The sequence below is a fragment of the Leifsonia sp. HAY1-4F genome (assembly GCF_056755275.1).
In genome coordinates this window covers 1-16,190 of record NZ_JBNDHX010000006.1, presented here as the reverse complement: position 1 = coordinate 16,190, position 16,190 = coordinate 1, and the positions used below count along the sequence as shown (strand labels likewise).

17 protein-coding genes and 1 tRNA gene are annotated in these 16,190 nt (G+C 69.2%); 11 read left to right on the top strand and 7 right to left on the bottom strand.

Annotated features, from left to right (window positions below):
• Positions 1–11: 11 nt before the first annotated feature.
• Entirely contained in the window at positions 12–581 is a 570-nt protein-coding gene (locus ACPYOG_RS02420; RefSeq protein ID WP_481292668.1) for a GNAT family N-acetyltransferase, read from the bottom strand.
• A 55-nt stretch (positions 582–636) separates the two neighbouring features.
• Complete coding sequence (locus ACPYOG_RS02415) at positions 637–1,425, bottom strand: SGNH/GDSL hydrolase family protein (RefSeq protein ID WP_481292667.1); 789 nt, start codon at positions 1,423–1,425, stop codon at positions 637–639.
• A 77-nt stretch (positions 1,426–1,502) separates the two neighbouring features.
• Here ACPYOG_RS02415 and ACPYOG_RS02410 point away from each other — a divergent pair, with 77 nt between their 5' ends.
• Positions 1,503–1,970, top strand: a complete 468-nt coding sequence (locus ACPYOG_RS02410) for a VOC family protein (protein ID WP_481292666.1) — start codon at positions 1,503–1,505, stop codon at positions 1,968–1,970.
• 111 nt (positions 1,971–2,081) lie between these two features.
• On the opposite strand, the gene ACPYOG_RS02405 is transcribed toward ACPYOG_RS02410, so the two are convergent.
• Together ACPYOG_RS02405 and ACPYOG_RS02400 are read right to left on the bottom strand one after the other, a co-directional pair.
• Complete coding sequence (locus ACPYOG_RS02405; RefSeq protein WP_481292665.1) at positions 2,082–3,035, bottom strand: hypothetical protein; 954 nt, start codon at positions 3,033–3,035, stop codon at positions 2,082–2,084.
• A 120-nt stretch (positions 3,036–3,155) separates the two neighbouring features.
• Positions 3,156–4,187 (bottom strand): LLM class flavin-dependent oxidoreductase, encoded by a 1,032-nt coding sequence (locus tag ACPYOG_RS02400; protein WP_481292664.1) that lies wholly within the window; start codon positions 4,185–4,187, stop codon positions 3,156–3,158.
• Between the two features lie 49 nt (positions 4,188–4,236).
• Between ACPYOG_RS02400 and ACPYOG_RS02395 the strand changes: the two genes are divergently transcribed.
• A complete protein-coding gene (locus ACPYOG_RS02395; RefSeq protein ID WP_481292663.1) occupies positions 4,237–5,061 on the top strand; it encodes an MBL fold metallo-hydrolase in 825 nt (274 codons plus the stop codon).
• A gap of 38 nt (positions 5,062–5,099) precedes the next feature.
• On the opposite strand, the gene ACPYOG_RS02390 is transcribed toward ACPYOG_RS02395, so the two are convergent.
• Positions 5,100–5,423, bottom strand: coding sequence for a thioredoxin family protein (locus ACPYOG_RS02390; RefSeq protein WP_481292662.1), 324 nt, complete (start codon positions 5,421–5,423; stop codon positions 5,100–5,102).
• A gap of 83 nt (positions 5,424–5,506) precedes the next feature.
• Between ACPYOG_RS02390 and ACPYOG_RS02385 the strand changes: the two genes are divergently transcribed.
• On the top strand, positions 5,507–6,007 hold the full coding sequence (locus ACPYOG_RS02385) for an FBP domain-containing protein (protein WP_481292661.1): 501 nt from the start codon (positions 5,507–5,509) through the stop codon (positions 6,005–6,007).
• Positions 6,008–6,012: 5 nt separating this feature from the next.
• Here ACPYOG_RS02385 and ACPYOG_RS02380 read toward each other — a convergent pair.
• Positions 6,013–6,095, bottom strand: a tRNA-Leu gene (locus ACPYOG_RS02380).
• Between the two features lie 38 nt (positions 6,096–6,133).
• Here ACPYOG_RS02380 and ACPYOG_RS02375 point away from each other — a divergent pair.
• Entirely contained in the window at positions 6,134–6,739 is a 606-nt protein-coding gene (locus ACPYOG_RS02375; protein ID WP_090038105.1) for an ANTAR domain-containing response regulator, read from the top strand.
• 81 nt (positions 6,740–6,820) lie between these two features.
• On the opposite strand, the gene ACPYOG_RS02370 is transcribed toward ACPYOG_RS02375, so the two are convergent.
• Positions 6,821–7,225 carry a hotdog fold thioesterase gene (locus tag ACPYOG_RS02370; protein ID WP_481292660.1) on the bottom strand — a complete coding sequence of 135 codons (405 nt, stop codon included), beginning with the start codon at positions 7,223–7,225 and terminating at the stop codon, positions 6,821–6,823.
• A gap of 56 nt (positions 7,226–7,281) precedes the next feature.
• Between ACPYOG_RS02370 and polA the strand changes: the two genes are divergently transcribed.
• The 7 genes from polA to ACPYOG_RS02335 form a co-directional block, all read left to right on the top strand.
• Positions 7,282–9,969, top strand: coding sequence for a DNA polymerase I (polA, locus tag ACPYOG_RS02365; RefSeq protein WP_481292659.1), 2,688 nt, complete (start codon positions 7,282–7,284; stop codon positions 9,967–9,969).
• Positions 9,970–10,052: 83 nt separating this feature from the next.
• Entirely contained in the window at positions 10,053–11,726 is a 1,674-nt protein-coding gene (locus ACPYOG_RS02360) for a DUF885 domain-containing protein (protein ID WP_481292658.1), read from the top strand.
• A gap of 17 nt (positions 11,727–11,743) precedes the next feature.
• Entirely contained in the window at positions 11,744–12,388 is a 645-nt protein-coding gene (locus tag ACPYOG_RS02355; RefSeq protein WP_481292657.1) for a DUF4166 domain-containing protein, read from the top strand.
• Entirely contained in the window at positions 12,385–13,368 is a 984-nt protein-coding gene (locus ACPYOG_RS02350) for an epimerase (RefSeq protein ID WP_481292656.1), read from the top strand. The genes ACPYOG_RS02355 and ACPYOG_RS02350 overlap by 4 nt, the downstream gene beginning before the upstream one ends.
• Before the next feature lie 107 nt (positions 13,369–13,475).
• Positions 13,476–14,918, top strand: coding sequence for a 30S ribosomal protein S1 (gene rpsA, locus ACPYOG_RS02345; RefSeq protein ID WP_481292655.1), 1,443 nt, complete (start codon positions 13,476–13,478; stop codon positions 14,916–14,918).
• A 158-nt stretch (positions 14,919–15,076) separates the two neighbouring features.
• Positions 15,077–15,679, top strand: a complete 603-nt coding sequence (coaE, locus tag ACPYOG_RS02340; RefSeq protein WP_481292654.1) for a dephospho-CoA kinase — start codon at positions 15,077–15,079, stop codon at positions 15,677–15,679.
• A 92-nt stretch (positions 15,680–15,771) separates the two neighbouring features.
• A partial coding sequence (locus tag ACPYOG_RS02335) for a DEAD/DEAH box helicase family protein (protein WP_481292653.1) occupies positions 15,772–16,190 on the top strand: 419 nt, incomplete at its 3' end.

The following is a 16,190-nucleotide window of genomic DNA, read 5'->3' as shown; positions in this document are numbered from 1 at the left end:
ACTGGGCGGACTCACACCGTCCGGCGCATGATGGCCCGGGTCTCGCTGGGCCTCCGGACCACCTCGAAGCCGCCCTCCCGGAACAGGGAGACCGTGCCGTGATAGCGGACAGCGGTCGACAGCGACGGCCGCACCTGCGTGTCCACGGGATACCCTTCGAGCACCTGCGCGCCCTGTGCCCGCGCGTGCTCCACCGCTCCCGCCAAGAGCGCACGGGCCAGGCCCTGCTGGCGGAACTCCACCCGCACGACGAAGCAGGTGACCGCCCACGGGTCCTCCGGATCGCCGGGGAGCCGCTTGGTGATGGGCGAGCGGGCGAGGTTCGGGTAGGCCGAGTACGGCTCGACCGCCGCCCATCCGGCCGGCTCGCCGTCGAGCCAGGCGAGGACACCCGGCGTGCCCGAGCGCACCTGCTCGTGGAGGGCGTCGCGCGTTCCCTGGCGACCCAGCCGGTCGAACTGCGATCGCGGCGCCTTGAACCACTGGCACCAGCATCCCGAAGGGTCGCCCGGGGTGCTGAACACCGCCTCCATGTCGCTCCACACGGCGTCGTCGACGGGGCGGACCACTGTTTCGCTCATGCCTCGACGGTAGCTGCGACGGGATGCCGGGCCAAGGGGTAGAGCTGGCCGGGCCTCACAGCGGGTGCGCCGTCTCCGGGTCGACCACGGTGAGCTCGGCGATCTTGGCGGCGCGGCCGTCGCCGGATGAGCGGCCCGTGAGCCGCCGTCCGATCCACGGCAGCACGTAGCGGCGGTAGTACTCCGCGGTCCGCCGGGTCTTCTCGCCGGGAGGCGCCGCGGCGACCTCCTCCACGCCCCACTCGGCCGGCACCGGGATGCCGAAGGCGTTCAGCACGTTGCTCGCGACCCGCGCGTGCCCGAGCGGACCGAGGTGGAGGCGGTCCTCCGACCAGTAGCGGATGTCCTGGAGTCGCTCGTCCGCCCAGTTGTCGACGAACGTGATCCCCTCCCGCGGCAGCATGCCGCGCACGGCGACCGCGAGTTCTTCGCCGCGGCGCCGGATGAGCCCGCCGAGCGGGAGGTGCGCGCTGGGGTTCGCGCCGCTGAGGAGGAGCATGTGGCTGCCGGACGCGACGACGCGATCCGCCGCATCCATGAGGGTCCTCGCCACGCTCTCGATGGAGACGCGGGGCCGCATGATGTCGTTGCCGCCGCCGTTCAGACTGACCAGGTCGGGACGCTGCGCGATCGCGGGCTCCAGCTGCTCCGCGACGATCGGATCGAGCTTGCGCCCCCGCACGGCCAGGTTCGCGTACCGGAACGGCGACTCCGAGGCTGCGGCCATCCCCAGGGCGACGAAGTCGGCCCAGCCGCGCACGCGCCCATCCGGGAGGTCGTCGCCGACGCCCTCGGTGAAGCTGTCCCCGATGGCGATGTAGCTCGTGAATGCGGTACCCGGCACGGGTGCAACGCTACCGCTCCCGGCTACCATAGGCGGCATCGACCGCGCCCGACGGCGGGCGCGGGGAGGGGGATCCCATGCAGAAGGTCAGCACGTTCCTGTGGTTCGACGACGGAGCGGAGGATGCGGCGACGCTGTACACCTCGCTCATCCCGGATTCGCGGATCCTCGACGTGAAGCGGTTCGGGGACGCGATGCCGGGCGGGCTCATCGTGGTCACGTTCACGCTCGGCGGCGTCGAGTACCAGGCCATGAACGGTGGGCCGGGCTTCCCCTTCACGGAGGCGATCTCGCTCTCGGTGATCTGCGACGACCAGGCGGAGGTGGACCGGCTCTGGGAGGCACTCACGGCCGACGGCGGGGAAGAGAGCATGTGCGGCTGGCTGAAGGACCGCTGGGGCGTCAGCTGGCAGATCGTGCCCCGGAGGATGCTCGAACTGCAGTCGGATCCCGACCCGGAGCGGGCCAGCCGTGCCAACCAGGCGATGCTGACGATGCGCAAGCTCGACATCGCCGCGCTGGAGGCAGCCGCAGACGGCCGCTGACGCGCCGGACTGCGCCCGGCCGCTTTCGCCGAGCCCGCTTTCCCCGAAGTGCTCGTTGTTGCACCCGCCCACGGCGTGTCGCGTGCAACAACGAGCACCTCGCGGGATGCGTCAGCGCGCGAGGAGGTCCTGCCAGGCCAGCAGGTGCTCGACGGTGACGCCGCCGTAGCCGCGCAGGCCCGAAAGCTGCGTGCGAACCTTTGCCGTCTCCGACTCGAGCAGCGCTGCGCTGTCGTCGCCGAACGTCGCGGCCGCGCCGCCCGCGACCTCCGGCGTGTCCGTCTCCACCCCGATCGTGAACGGGATGCGCTTCCCGGCGGCCGCCGCCGCGGCGGGCTGAGCGAGAGCCACGATGCCGTCCGTTCCGTCCGCGTGGTCACTGAAGGCGACGATGGCGACCGACTTCAGGTGGGGGAGCAGCGCGTCGAAGGCCGTGCCGCCGTCCGGCTGCGGCTTCGCCGCGAGCCACCACGGCAGGTCGGCGCCCACCGGAGTGGAGCCGGCGGCGACGCGCGCCTGGTCGTAGAGGTTCTGGAGCTTGGTGACGACGGCGGGCAGCTCCGAGTCCGAGGACACGACCCACGGCTCCACATCGAACTGGATGGCGTCGAAGGGCGCCGCGCGCAGCGCTGCTGCCGTCCAGTCCGCCGCGAGCGACGGGTCGTCGGCCCAGGACGGATCGCCGCCCAGTGCGGCGACCTTGGTCACTCCCACGGCGTGCAGCGCATGGATGGCATCCGTCAGCCAGGCGCCGAACGGTCCCTCGTCGGCCGCCCAGGGCACCGAGAGGAAGACGGTCCGCAGGTGGTGCGCCGCGGCGAAGTCGGCCAGAGCCTGCGGCTCGAACTGGGCGAGGCCCTCGCCCCGCGCATCCACGGCCGGATCGATCGGGTTGCCCCACGCCCACATCCCCGTGATCGCCGACGGGGAGGAGCCGCCGTCGATCCGCTCGGTCACGGCCGCCGCCGGTGCAGCCGAGAGCGCCGGAGCAGCGAGAGCGGAGCCGCCGATCGCGACGGCGACGGCCGTGGCGGTGATGACGACCCGGAGACGCGGAGCTCGCATGGCACACCCTTAGAACGCGGAACGGAACGGTTACCGACATTTCGGGTGTGCGGTCTCTCCATCATGTCAGCATCCCTGTTTCCGTCTATGCCGCATTCGGGGTACACGCAGGCCCAGGATTCAGTCGCGCCAGCCCAGCGCCGGCGCGATCTGGGTGACGATCGTCTCCAGGAGGTGCGCGTTGTAGTCCACGCCCAGCTGGTTGGGGACGGTCACCAGCACGGTGTCGGCGTCGGCGACGGCCGCATCCTCCCGCAGTTCCTCCACGATCCGCTCCGGATCGCCGACGTAGCTCTTCCCGAAGCGAGCGATCCCGCCGTCCAGGTGCCCCACCTGATCGTGCCGGTCGGCGAGCGCGGACGCGCCGAAGTAGCGGCGGTCGAGGTCCGTGGTGATGGGCAGGATGCTGCGGCTGACCGAGACGCGCGGCTCGCGCGCCCATCCGGCTGCCGCCCACGCCTCGCGGTACTGCTGCAGCTGCTCGGCCTGCAGGTCGGAGAACGGGACGCCGGTGTCCTCCGTCAGCAGCGTCGAGCTCATGAGGTTCATGCCCTGCTCCGCCGCCCAGACCGCTGTCGCGCGCGAGCCGGCGCCCCACCAGATGCGGTCGGCCAGACCGGGCGACTGCGGCTCGATCGCGAGGGCACCGCGCTGACCGCCGGTCATGGCCGGATCGGCTTCCGCCACTCCCGCACCGGCGATCGCCGCGCGGAACAGTTCGATGTGCCGGCGCGCCATATCGGCGTCCGACTCGCCCTCGGCGGGAACGTACCCGAACGACTCGGAGCCGCGCAGTGCCGTCTCGGGTGAGCCGCGGCTCACGCCGAGCTGCAGCCTCCCTCCGCTGATCAGGTCGGCGGCCGCCGCATCCTCGGCCATGTATAGCGGATTCTCGTACCGGGCGTCGATGACCGCTGTGCCGATCTCGATGCGGGAGGTGCGCGCGCCGATAGCGGCCAGCAGCGGAAACGGCGATGCCAGCTGCGGCGCGAAGTGGTGGACGCGGACGAACGCGCCGTCCGCTCCCAGCTCCTCCGCCGCGACGGCGAGCTCGATGGTCTGCCGGAGCGCGTCCCCTGCGGTGCGCGAGACGGAGCCGGGGATGGGCTGGTAGTGCCCGAAGCTGAGGAACCCGATGCGTTTCACATCCACTCCAATCGGTCCTCGTCGCAGACTATTCCGTCGCGATAGAGTCCGGAGGGTGGCGGAGTGGCTGTGCGCGGCATGCGCGGTGGAGACTGTTCCGGTCGTCGACGGCTCGGGGGAGCATCCCCCGGCGTCGTGCCCGATCTGCGAGGACGAGCGGCAGTACGTCCCGCCGACAGGGCAGGAGTGGACGACGCTGCAGCGCCTGCAGCGCGAGGGCGAGCACGTCGTGGTGACCGAGCTGGAGCCCGACCTGTTCGGGCTGCGGAGCGAGCCACGGGTCGGCATCGGCCAGCAGAGCCTGCTGCTGCGTACGCCCGAGGGCAATCTGCTGTGGGACCCGACGGGATACGTGGATGAGGCGGCCGCGGCCGCCGTCCAGGACCTCGGCGGCGTCGCCGTCATCGCGACGAGCCACCCGCACATGTTCGGCGCGCAGGTGAGCTGGTCGCGGATGCTGGGCGACCCTCCCGTGCTCGTCAACGCCGCCGACCGCCACTGGGTGCAGCGCGAGGACCCGGCGATCCAGTCGTGGATGGGCGAGGTCGAGATCCTGCCGGGTGTGACGCTGCGGACCATCGGCGGCCACTTCCCGGGCAGCGCGATCGTCCACTGGGATCGCGGGGTCGTGCTGAGCGGCGATACCGTGTTCCCGGGTCCGTCGCAGCGGTGGGTGACCTTCCAGCGGAGCTTCCCGAACGACATCCCCCTGTCGGCCGCCGTGGTGCGCCGCATCGCCGACCTGGTCTGCGACCGGCCCTTCGACCGGCTGTACGGAAACCTCGCCAACGTCATCCCGAGGGATGCACGGGATGCGGTGCTGCGCTCGGCCGACCGGTACATCGGCTGGGTGAGCGGCGCGTTCGATCACCTCACCTGAGGCGGTGACCGGTTTCACCCCGCCCGAAGGAGGGGGACTCAGAGGAACGGCGCGAGCTCCATCTCCAGCGCGGGCTTGGGCTTGGCGCCGATGATCGTCTTCACGACCTCGCCGTCGCGGAACACTTTCATCACCGGCAGTGCGAGCGCCTTGTAGGCGATGGCGCTCTGCATGTTCTCGTCGGCGTTGATCTTGACGATCCGGATGCGGTCGGCGTGCTCCTCCTGCAGCCGCTGCAAGATGGGGGAGAGCGCCCGGCAGGGACCGCACCACTCCGCCCAGAACTCGACGACGGTGATGCCCGGGGCGGCGAGCACATCCTCCTGGAAGCTGGCGTCCGTGACGCTCTCGATCGTGGTCATGCGTGAACGTTAATCCCTGACCCGTGGGGCAGGGTCAAGCGGTGACACGCCCATCCTGTGCGAGCATGGAGGAGGAGGTGCGCATGGAGGTCCTGAGCCCGCAGCAGATCCGCGAGTCGTTCGTCAACTGTTCCCGCAGCGAAGCAGAAGAGCTCCCCTTGCCGCCGGGCCTCCATGAGGTGGACTGGGCGCGTCGCGAATACCTCGGCTGGCGCGACCCGCGGCTGCCGCAGCGCGGCTACGTGGTCGTCCCGACGCGGGAGGGCCCGGTCGGCATCGCGCTGCGCGCCTCGGAGGCCTCCATGCGGTCGCACACCCCCACGATCTGCGGGTGGTGCCAGGATGTGCACCTCACCAACGACGTCTGGTTCTGGTCCGCGCGACGTGCGGGGCAGGCCGGCCGCAACGGCGACACCGTCGGCACGCTGGTCTGCGGCGCGTTCGAGTGCAGCGCCAATGTGCGGAGGACCCCTCCGCCGTCGTACGTCGGCTTCGACGCCGACCTGGTGGTCGAGGACCGCATCGCGGGTCTCGCCGAGCGGGCCAGGCGCTTCGCCGCGACCGTCGTCGGCGCCAGGATCTGAAGTCGTGCCGCTGGTGGGACTCGAACCCACACGCCCTTCCGGACAAAGCATTTTGAGTGCTCCGCGTCTGCCATTCCGCCACAGCGGCGCACAACAACACCTGAAGAATACCGTAGGCTTTCACGCGTGACTGACCAGGAGACCACCCCCACCGCACCCCGCCGCGTCGTCGTGGCGGAGGACGAATCGCTCATCCGCCTCGACATCGTCGAGATCCTGCGCGACAACGGTTTCGAGGTCGTCGGCGAGGCCGGAGACGGCGAGACGGCGGTCGCGCTCGCGACCGAGCTGCGCCCGGACCTGGTCATCATGGATGTGAAGATGCCGCAGCTCGACGGCATCTCGGCGGCGGAGCGCCTCTCGAAGGATCACATCGCGCCGGTCGTGCTGCTGACCGCCTTCAGCCAGAAGGAGCTCGTCGAGCGCGCGACCGAGGCGGGCGCCCTCGCCTACGTGGTCAAGCCGTTCACGCCCAACGACCTCCTCCCGGCGATCGAGATCGCCCTCGCCCGCTACCAGCAGATCATCGCCCTCGAGGCCGAGGTCGGCGACATGGTCCAGCGCTTCGAGACCCGCAAGCTGGTCGACCGCGCCAAGGGCCTCCTCAACGAGAAGATGGGCCTGTCGGAGCCGGAGGCGTTCCGCTGGATCCAGAAGGCCTCCATGGACCGCCGCCTCACCATGCACGACGTCGCCCAGGCGATCATCGACCAGCTGGCGCCCAAGAAGTAGCGCAGCCGCTGGCCGCACATTCGTCACGAATGTCGCGGTATCGCGCCGCCAGCGGCACATTCGTGACGAATGCGCGGCGGGCTACAGCTCCTTGATGAGGTTCGTGATGCGGATCGTGGAGCAGCGGCGCCCCTGGTCGTCTGTCACTGCGATCTCATGCGTGGTCAGCGTCCGGCCGAGATGGATGGGCGTGCACACGCCCGTGACGTAGCCGCTCGTCGCGGAGCGGGTGTGCGACGCGTTGATCTCGATGCCGACTGCGAGCCGTCCCTCGCCCGCATAGAGGTTGGCGGACATGGAGCCGAGCGACTCCCCGAGGACCACGTAGGCGCCTCCGTGGAGGAGGTCGGCGGGCTGGGTGTTCCCCTCGACGGGCATGCGTGCCACGGCCCGCTCCACACTGAACTCGAGCATCTCGATGCCCATCTTCTCGGCGAGCCTGCCGAGCCCTCTCTGCTGCACGTACGAGAGCGCATCCTCGGTCATCCTCGGCCTTTCCACGGGTCGTCTGGACTGTCACCGGCCGCTTGTAGGCTGTCCTGGTGTCAGACTCCGAAAAGCCTACCCTTCTCGTCATCGACGGCCATTCGCTCGCTTTCCGGGCCTTCTACGCCCTCCCGGTCGACAGCTTCGTGAACCGCGAGGGTCAGCACACGAACGCCATCCACGGCTTCATCGCGATGTTCATCAACCTGCTCCAGCAGCAGAAGCCGACGCACCTGGCGGTGGCCTTCGACATTTCGCGTTACTCCTTCCGGACGCGCGAGTATCCCGAGTACAAGGGCACCCGGAATGAGACCCCGTCCGAGTTCGCCGGGCAGGTCCCGCTGCTCGAAGAGGCGCTCCATGCGATGAACGTGACGACGATCGCCAAGGAGGACTACGAGGCCGACGACATCCTCGCCACCCTCGCCCGGCGCGGCGTCGAAGAGGGGTACCGGGTCCTGCTCGTCTCGGGCGACCGCGACACCATCCAGCTCGTGAACGAGGATGTCACGCTGCTCTATCCGAACGTCCGCGGAGTCTCCGAGCTCAAGGTCTACGACCGGGCGGCGGTGATCGAGCGCTACGGCATCGAACCGCACCAGTATCCCGAGATCGCGGCCCTCGTCGGCGAGACGAGCGACAACCTGATCGGGATCGACAAGGTCGGCGAGAAGACGGCCGTGAAGTGGGTGCAGCAGTACGGCACGGTCGACAACATCGTCGCCCACGCTGACGAGATCACGGGCGTCGTGGGTCAGAAGCTGCGCGAGCAGAAGGAGAACGCCCTCCGCAATCGCCGGCTCAACAAGCTCCTCGACGACGTGGAGCTGCCGATCAGCCTCACGGATCTTCAGCGCAAGCCGCTCAACGAGAACGCGTTGCGCGACATCTTCGCGCGGCTCCAGTTCAAGACCCTGCTCGAGCGTCTCATGAAGACGGCGGCCGAGGAGGGGATGCTCGACGGCGCTCTGTCCATCGCCGAGGTGGGCGACGCGGGAGCGGTCAGCGCTCCGGCCGTCCGGTCGATGGCCGAGGAGGAGCTCGCGAGCTGGCTGTCCACAGCCTCGGCCGAGGGTACGGCCATCGCGGTCCAGCTCGAACTCGGGCCCGCGGGGATCAGCGGTTTCGGCCTCGCCGCAGCGGATGAGACGGTGTACGTGCCGTGGGCGCCCCCGCGCAAGGATGCCGCGTCCTCGGCGCAGGGGGCACTGGAGCGTTGGCTCGCGAGCAGCGCACCGAAGTACTTCTTCCACGCGAAGCCGCAGTTCAAAGCCCTGAGCCGCGCCGGCTTCATCGTGGACGGACTGGCGTTCGACACCCGGATCGCGTCCTGGCTGGTGAAGCCGGGAGCCGCGCCGCAGTCGCTCGCGGAGCAGGTCTACGAAGTGCTCGGCGAGACCCTTCCGGTCTCCGATCCCAACCAGCTCGTGCCGATCAACGACGCCGTCAGCCCGGCGACCGAGGCCTGGTACATCCGTCGCGTCGCCGAGGGCCAGATGATCGCGCTCGACGAGGGCACGCGCGCCGTGCTCGACGACATCGAGCTGCCGCTCGTCGCGGTCCTGGCCGAGATGGAGCTGAACGGCGTCACGCTCGACACCGAGGTTCTCGCCCGGTTGCGTGGCGAGCTCACGGACAAGGCCAACGACTTCGCCGCGCAGGCGTACGCGCAGATCGGCCACGAGATCAACCTCGGCTCGCCGAAGCAGCTCCAGCAGGTGCTCTTCGAGGAGCTCGGGATGCCGAAGACCCGCGCAACGAAGACCGGCTATTCGACCGACGCCGGCTCGCTCGCCGACCTGCAGGAGAAGAACCCGCATCCATTCCTCGGACTGCTGCTGCAGCACCGCGACGCGACGAAGCTGAAGCAGATCGTCGAGACGCTGGAACGCTCCGTGGAGTCGGATGGGCGCATCCACACCACGTACGACCAGACGGGCACGAGCACCGGCCGTATCTCGTCCAACGACCCCAACCTTCAGAACATCCCGATCCGCACCGAGGAGGGGCGCGAGATCCGTTCCGCGTTCCGCCACGGCGAGGGCTTCGAGACGCTGCTCACGGCGGACTACTCGCAGATCGAGATGCGGATCATGGCGCACCTCTCCGGGGACCCCGGCCTGATCGAGGCGTTCAACGCGGGCGAAGACCTGCACCGGTTCGTCGGCTCTCGCGTCTTCGGAGTGGACCCGGCCCAGGTGACCCCGGCGATGCGTACGAAGGTCAAGGCGATGTCCTACGGCCTGGCCTACGGCCTCAGCGCGTTCGGCCTGTCCAAGCAGCTGCGCATCGAGACCTCCGAGGCGCGACAGCTCATGTCCGACTACTTCGAGCGCTTCGGCGCGGTTCGCGACTACCTGCGCAATGTCGTCGAGCAGGCGCGGGTCGACGGCTTCACCGAGACGATCTTCGGTCGCCGCCGCCCGTTCGCCGACCTGACATCGACCAACCGGGTCCTCCGGGAGAACGCCGAGCGCCAGGCGCTCAACGCGCCGATCCAGGGTTCGGCGGCCGACATCATGAAGGTCGCCATGCTGGGGATCGCCGGCGACATGATCGATCAGAAGCTCGAGTCCCGGATGCTGCTGCAGGTTCATGACGAGCTCATCTTCGAGGTCGCCTCCGGCGAGTGGGACGCGCTTGAGGCGATCGTCCGCGCGCGGATGGCCGGCGCGGTCGATCTCCGGGTCCCCCTGGACGTTCAGGTCGGTCGAGGCTCCAACTGGGACGCCGCCGCACACTGAGGCGAAATGTCCCACAGCGGGACGTTGTCCACAGATCCCCATTCCTCGTGTTGCCGCTGGGCCGTGCTCGATAGGGTCGGATCATGACCAACGATCAGAAGCGCGAACCCACCCCGGTCGACACGATCGCCGAGCAGTGGGTGGACACCCAACTCGAGCTGTACCCCGAATTCCATGTGTGGCTGGGGCGACCGGGCCGCGAAGGCGAGTATGCCGATTACTCGCCGGCCGGGGCCGAGCACGCCATCGCGAAGGTGAAGGAGGCGCTCTCCCGCATCCAGGCGGCCGAACCGGTCGACGAGATCGACCGCATCACCCGGATGGACCTGTCTCGCGAGCTGCAGCTCACCATCGAGAAGCACGAAGCCGGGTTCGCTCAGCGCGACCTCAACGTGATCGCCTCTCCGGCGCAGGAGCTGCGCGACATCTTCGACATCGTGCCGACGGACACCGAAGACGACTGGGCCAACGTCGCGAAGCGGCTCCACAACCTCCCGGCCGCGATGGACGGCTACATCGAGACCCTGCGTAGCGGCATCGCAGCCGGGAACGCCCCGGCGATCCGGCAGGTCCGTGAGGTGCTCACGCAGGCCCGCAAGCAGGTGGCCGACACCGGATTCTTCTTCGAGTTCACCGGTGACGCCAAGCCGCTGGAGGGCGAGCTGCCCGAAGCGCTGAACCGTGATCTTGCCGCCGGCGCGCGGGAGTCGGCAGAGGCGTACGCCCGCCTCGCCCTGTTCCTCGAGAACGAGCTCGCACCCCACGCGCCCGAGAAGGATGCCGTCGGCCGCGAGCTGTACGCGCTCGCTTCGCGCGGCTTCCTCGGCGCCACGGTCGACCTGGACGAGACCTACGAGTGGGGGATCGAGGAGCTCGCCCGGATGCGGGCCGAGCAGGAGTCGATCGCGCGGGAGATCAAGCCGGGCGCTACGGTGCTCGAGGCCATCGAGTTCCTCGACGGCGACGCCTCCCGCAAGCTGCACGGCACCGACGCCCTTCAGCGCTGGATGCAGGAGACCAGCGACCGGGCGATCGAGGAACTCGGGAAGTCGCACTTCGACATCCCGGCCGAGATCCGCCGCCTCGAGTGCATGATCGCGCCGACGCAGGAGGGCGGCATCTACTACACCGGTCCCAGCGACGACTTCGCACGCGCGGGACGGATGTGGTGGAGCGTCCCGGAAGGGGTCACCGAGTTCGACACCTGGCGCGAGCTGACGACCGTCTACCACGAGGGCGTCCCCGGTCACCACCTGCAGATCGCGCAGGCGACCTACAACAAGGCGCAGCTCAACTCCTGGCGCCGGATCGCGGGCACCTCTGGCCACGCCGAGGGATGGGCCTTGTACGCCGAGCGCCTCATGGAGCAGCTCGGCTACCTGGACGACCCGGCCGACCGGCTGGGGATGCTCGACGGCCAGCGGATGCGCGCCGCGCGCGTGGTGCTCGACATCGGCGTGCACCTCGAGAAGCCGCTGCCCGACGGCTCACGGCCGTGGACCGGCGAGGACGCCTACCCCTTCCTCCGCGAGAACGTCAACATGAACGACAGCTTCGTGCGCTTCGAGGTGAACCGCTATCTCGGGTGGCCGGGTCAGGCTCCGTCGTACAAGATCGGTCAGCGCATCTGGGAGCAGCTGCGGGACGAGTACGCGCGACGAGCGGGTGCGTCCTTCGACATCAAGGCGTTCCACAAGCAGGCTCTCGACATCGGCGGCGTCGGCCTCGACACGCTGAAGGCTGCGCTGCTCGACTGAGCGCCCGCATCCCCTCCGTGACGATCTCCCCGTACCGCGCCGCCCTGGGTGCGGCGTTCGATGACCTGCACCCGCGATTGCAGGCGTACTTCGACGCCATCCCGGTCGGCGCGGTCGGGCGGGGGAGCGGCGTCTTCGACCGTGTCGGAACGCCGCGGCGCTGGCTGTGGCCGGCGCTCGCAGTCCTCGCCAAGGCCCACGTGATGTTCGCGGTGTGGGAGCGGTCGGTGCCGTTCACGGTGGAGAACCGGCCGGTCGTGGCAGGTGGGGCACCGGCCGTCGCTGCGGTTCGCACCTTCCATCTTCGCGGGCGCCCGGCTGCGATGATCGACGAGATCCGGGTGGAGGACGGCGCGCTCGTCGACAGGCTCGGGGTCCCGTTCCGCGTCGAGGCGCGGTTCTCTGCGAGGGTGCGTGGCGGCAAGCTGCGATTGCGGTCGAACGCGGTGTGGCTGCTCGTCGGCGGCGCGCGGCTGCGCATCCCGCGATTCATTGCGCCGGTGGTGGTGCTGACCGAGCGATGGGACGAGCAGACCGAACGGCAACTGGTGTCGATCGCAGTGACCGCGCCCGGGATCGGCCGCATCTACCAGTACAGCGGCCGGTTCCGTTACGACATCACAGAACAGCACGACGCAGAACAGGGGGAGCGGTCGGAATGAGCGAGCGAATCGTCATCACCGGGGCATCCGGTTTCGTCGCGAGATACCTGGAGCAGCACTATCGCGCTGCGGGCGCCGAGGTGCTGCTGGTGGGCAGAAGCGGCCCGGACGTGCGCTGGGGCGATGCGGCCGCGCTGCGAGCGGCCGTCACCGGGGCGGCGGCGGTGATCAATCTCGCCGGGAAGAGCGTCAACTGCCGCTACGGCGATGCGAACCGCGCCGAGATCTTCCGCTCTCGACGGGAGACCACCCGGGCGGTCCGGGAGGCGATCGCCGACAGCGATGCCCCACCTCCCGTCTGGTTCAACGCCTCCACCGCGACCATCTACCGCCATGCCGAGGACCGGCCGATGACGGAGTCGACGGGAAAGCTCGGCACAGGCTTCTCGGTGGAGGTCGCGAAGGCCTGGGAGCACGAGCTGTTCGACGGCGACCTCCCGGCCACCCGCCGGGTGGCCCTCCGCATGGCCATCGTCCTGGGCGACGGGAGTGCTTTGACGCCGTTGGTCAACCTCGTGCGGTTCGGCCTCGGCGGTCCGCAGGTCGACGGCCCGTGGTTCGCGACGAGCGCCCGGCGCAACTCCGGCACCTTTCACGAGTACCGGGCGCACGGCGGCCGGCAGCGCTTCAGCTGGGTGCACATCGCCGACGTCCTCGGCGCGATCGAGTTCCTGCGCGGCCGGCCCAATCTCGACGGAGCCGTGAACGTCGCCGCGCCGCATCCCACCGACAACCGCACGCTGATGGCGACGCTGCGACGACTGCTGGGCCGCCGCGTCGGGCTCCCGGCCCACCGGTGGATGCTCGAACTCGGCTCCGCGGCGATCCGGACCGAGACGGAACTCGTGCTGAAGAGCCGCTGGGTCGTCCCGGAGCGGCTGGTCGATGCCGGGTACGAGTTCGCGTACCCCGAGCTCGAACCGGCGCTGCGGGACATCCTCGCCGCGCGCGGGTTGCTGCACGCATCCGCCGCCGGGTAGACTAGAACGTCACTTGTCTGACATCCCTATCCGCCTGCCGTTCGCGGAACAACCAGAACACTCGTCGCGACCGGCCTGATTCCTGTCCATTACGGAGCACCCACTACATGACAACCGCAACGACCGACAAGGCACCCAAGCAGGTCGCCGTCAACGACATCGGATCTGCTGAGGACTTTCTTGCCGCGGTCGAAAAGACGCTGAAGTTCTTCAACGACGGAGACCTCATCGAAGGCACCGTCGTCAAGATCGACCGCGACGAGGTCCTCCTCGACGTCGGTTACAAGACGGAGGGCGTCATCCCCTCCCGTGAGCTTTCCATCAAGCACGACGTCGACCCCAGCGAGGTCGTCGAGGTCGGCGACACCGTCGAGGCCCTCGTTCTCCAGAAGGAGGACAAAGAGGGTCGTCTCATCCTGTCCAAGAAGCGTGCGCAGTACGAGCGCGCGTGGGGTGACGTGGAGAAGATCAAGGAAGCGGACGGCGTCGTCACCGGCACGGTGATCGAGGTCGTCAAGGGCGGCCTGATCGTCGACATCGGCCTCCGCGGCTTCCTGCCCGCGTCGCTGATCGAGCTGCGCCGCGTCCGCGACCTCACCCCGTACCTGGGTCAGGAGATCGAGGCCAAGATCCTCGAGCTCGACAAGAACCGCAACAACGTGGTGCTCTCGCGCCGCGCGCTGCTGGAGCAGACCCAGTCGGAGTCCCGCACCACGTTCCTCAACAACCTGCACAAGGGCCAGGTCCGCAAGGGCGTCGTCTCGTCGATCGTCAACTTCGGTGCGTTCGTCGACCTCGGCGGCGTCGACGGTCTCGTCCACGTGTCGGAGCTCTCCTGGAAGCACATCGAGCACGCCTCCGAGGTCGTCGAGGTTGGCCAGGAGGTCACCGTCGAGATCCTCGAGGTCGACCTCGACCGCGAGCGCGTCTCCCTGTCGCTGAAGGCGACGCAGGAGGACCCGTGGCAGGTCTTCGCCCGCACCCACGCGATCGGTCAGGTCGCACCGGGCAAGGTCACCAAGCTCGTTCCGTTCGGTGCGTTCGTGCGCGTCGCGGACGGCATCGAGGGCCTCGTGCACATCTCGGAGCTGTCCGGCAAGCACGTCGAGCTGGCCGAGCAGGTCGTCTCGGTGGGCGACGAGGTGTTCGTCAAGGTCATCGACATCGACCTGGAGCGCCGCCGGATCTCGCTCTCGCTGAAGCAGGCGAACGACGGCGTCGACCCGGAGGGCACCGAGTTCGACCCGGCGCTCTACGGCATGGTCACCGAGTACGACGACCAGGGCAACTACAAGTACCCGGAGGGCTTCGACCCGGAGACCAACGAGTGGAAGGAAGGCTTCGAGTCGCAGCGCGACGAGTGGGAGCAGCAGTACGCTGCCGCCCAGGCTCGTTGGGAGGCGCACAAGCGCCAGGTTGCGAAGGGTCTCGAGGAGGCTGCCACCGACAGCGGCACGTCCTCGTACACCTCCGAGCCCGGCTCGGGCGGAACGCTCGCCGACGACGAGTCGCTCGCGGCTCTGCGCGAGAAGCTCAGCTCCAACTCCTGAGCATCCTCTTCAGAAGCGGCCGGTCCTTCGGGACCGGCCGTTTCGTCGTTCCCGGGCCTCCCGGGCATCCATGGGTCGCAACACGCCGTCCGGCTGCTCGCGAGACGGCGTGTTGCGTCCCACGGATCGGCCTCGTGCGGCCCGGCTAGGCTGGGCGGGTGCAGCTGATCGGACTCACCGGCGGGATCGCCTCCGGCAAATCGACCATCGCCTCCCGTCTCGCCTCCCACGGCGCCGTCGTCGTCGACGCGGACCGGATCGCTCGCGAGGTCGTCGAGCCCGGAACCCCGGCCCTCGCCGAGATCGCCCGCCGCTTCGGCGACGACGTGATCGCAGCGGACGGGAGCCTCGACCGTCCCGCACTCGGCGCCATCGTCTTCGCGGATGCCGAGGCGCTGGCCGACCTCAATGGGATCACACACCCGGCCGTCCTCCGGGAGTCGACCGCACGCTTCGAGGCGGCGGCCGACGCCGACCCAGACGCGATCGTCGTGTACGACGTCCCCCTGCTGGTGGAGTCATCCAACCAGTACCCGTTCGACCACGTCGTGGTCGCGCACGCCGACGCGCAGACCCGCATCCGCCGGCTGGTGCAACTGCGGGGCATGGATCCGGCCGAGGCCGAGCGTCGCATCCGCTCCCAAGCCTCCGACGAGCAGCGGTTGGCCGTCGCGGACGTCGTGATCGACACCGGCGGCACCCTGCGCCACACCCTCGACCAGGTGGACGCCCTCTGGGAGGGCCTGCGCTCACGTCCGTGACCGGCCGCGCCCGGGATCTGTCGCGCCGGGATCGCGTTCCGCTCTGAGCGAGAGGCGGACGCAGTGTCAGTGGTCCTTCCTACACTGGAAACATGCTCACCACGCGTGCCGTCCGACCGTTCGAGGTCGTCAGCCAGTACAGCCCGAGCGGTGATCAGCCGCAGGCGATCGCCGAGCTGACCGCGCGCATCAATGCGGGCGAGACCGACGTCGTGCTGCTGGGTGCGACCGGTACGGGAAAGTCGGCGACCACCGCGTGGCTCATCGAGCAGGTTCAGCGGCCCACGCTCGTCCTCGCACACAACAAGACCCTGGCGGCGCAGCTGGCGAACGAGTTCCGCGAGTTGTTGCCGAACAACGCCGTCGAGTACTTCGTGTCGTACTACGACTACTACCAGCCCGAGGCCTACGTTCCGCAGACCGACACCTTCATCGAGAAGGACTCCTCGGTCAACGCCGAGGTGGAGCGGCTGCGGCACTCGACCACGAACTCCCTGCTGAGCCGGCGGGA

Excerpts from the sequence above, each read along its gene's own strand:
- ACPYOG_RS02420 (WP_481292668.1), bottom strand. The coding sequence starts at position 581 with ATGAGCGAAACAGTGGTCCGCCCCGTCGACGACGCCGTGTGGAGCGAC.
- ACPYOG_RS02410 (WP_481292666.1), top strand. The coding sequence starts at position 1,503 with ATGCAGAAGGTCAGCACGTTCCTGTGGTTCGACGACGGAGCGGAGGAT.
- ACPYOG_RS02405 (WP_481292665.1), bottom strand. The coding sequence starts at position 3,035 with ATGCGAGCTCCGCGTCTCCGGGTCGTCATCACCGCCACGGCCGTCGCC.
- ACPYOG_RS02390 (WP_481292662.1), bottom strand. The coding sequence starts at position 5,423 with ATGACCACGATCGAGAGCGTCACGGACGCCAGCTTCCAGGAGGATGTG.
- ACPYOG_RS02385 (WP_481292661.1), top strand. The coding sequence starts at position 5,507 with ATGGAGGTCCTGAGCCCGCAGCAGATCCGCGAGTCGTTCGTCAACTGT.
- ACPYOG_RS02370 (WP_481292660.1), bottom strand. The coding sequence starts at position 7,225 with ATGACCGAGGATGCGCTCTCGTACGTGCAGCAGAGAGGGCTCGGCAGG.
- ACPYOG_RS02360 (WP_481292658.1), top strand. The coding sequence starts at position 10,053 with ATGACCAACGATCAGAAGCGCGAACCCACCCCGGTCGACACGATCGCC.
- ACPYOG_RS02350 (WP_481292656.1), top strand. The coding sequence starts at position 12,385 with ATGAGCGAGCGAATCGTCATCACCGGGGCATCCGGTTTCGTCGCGAGA.
- rpsA (WP_481292655.1), top strand. The coding sequence starts at position 13,476 with ATGACAACCGCAACGACCGACAAGGCACCCAAGCAGGTCGCCGTCAAC.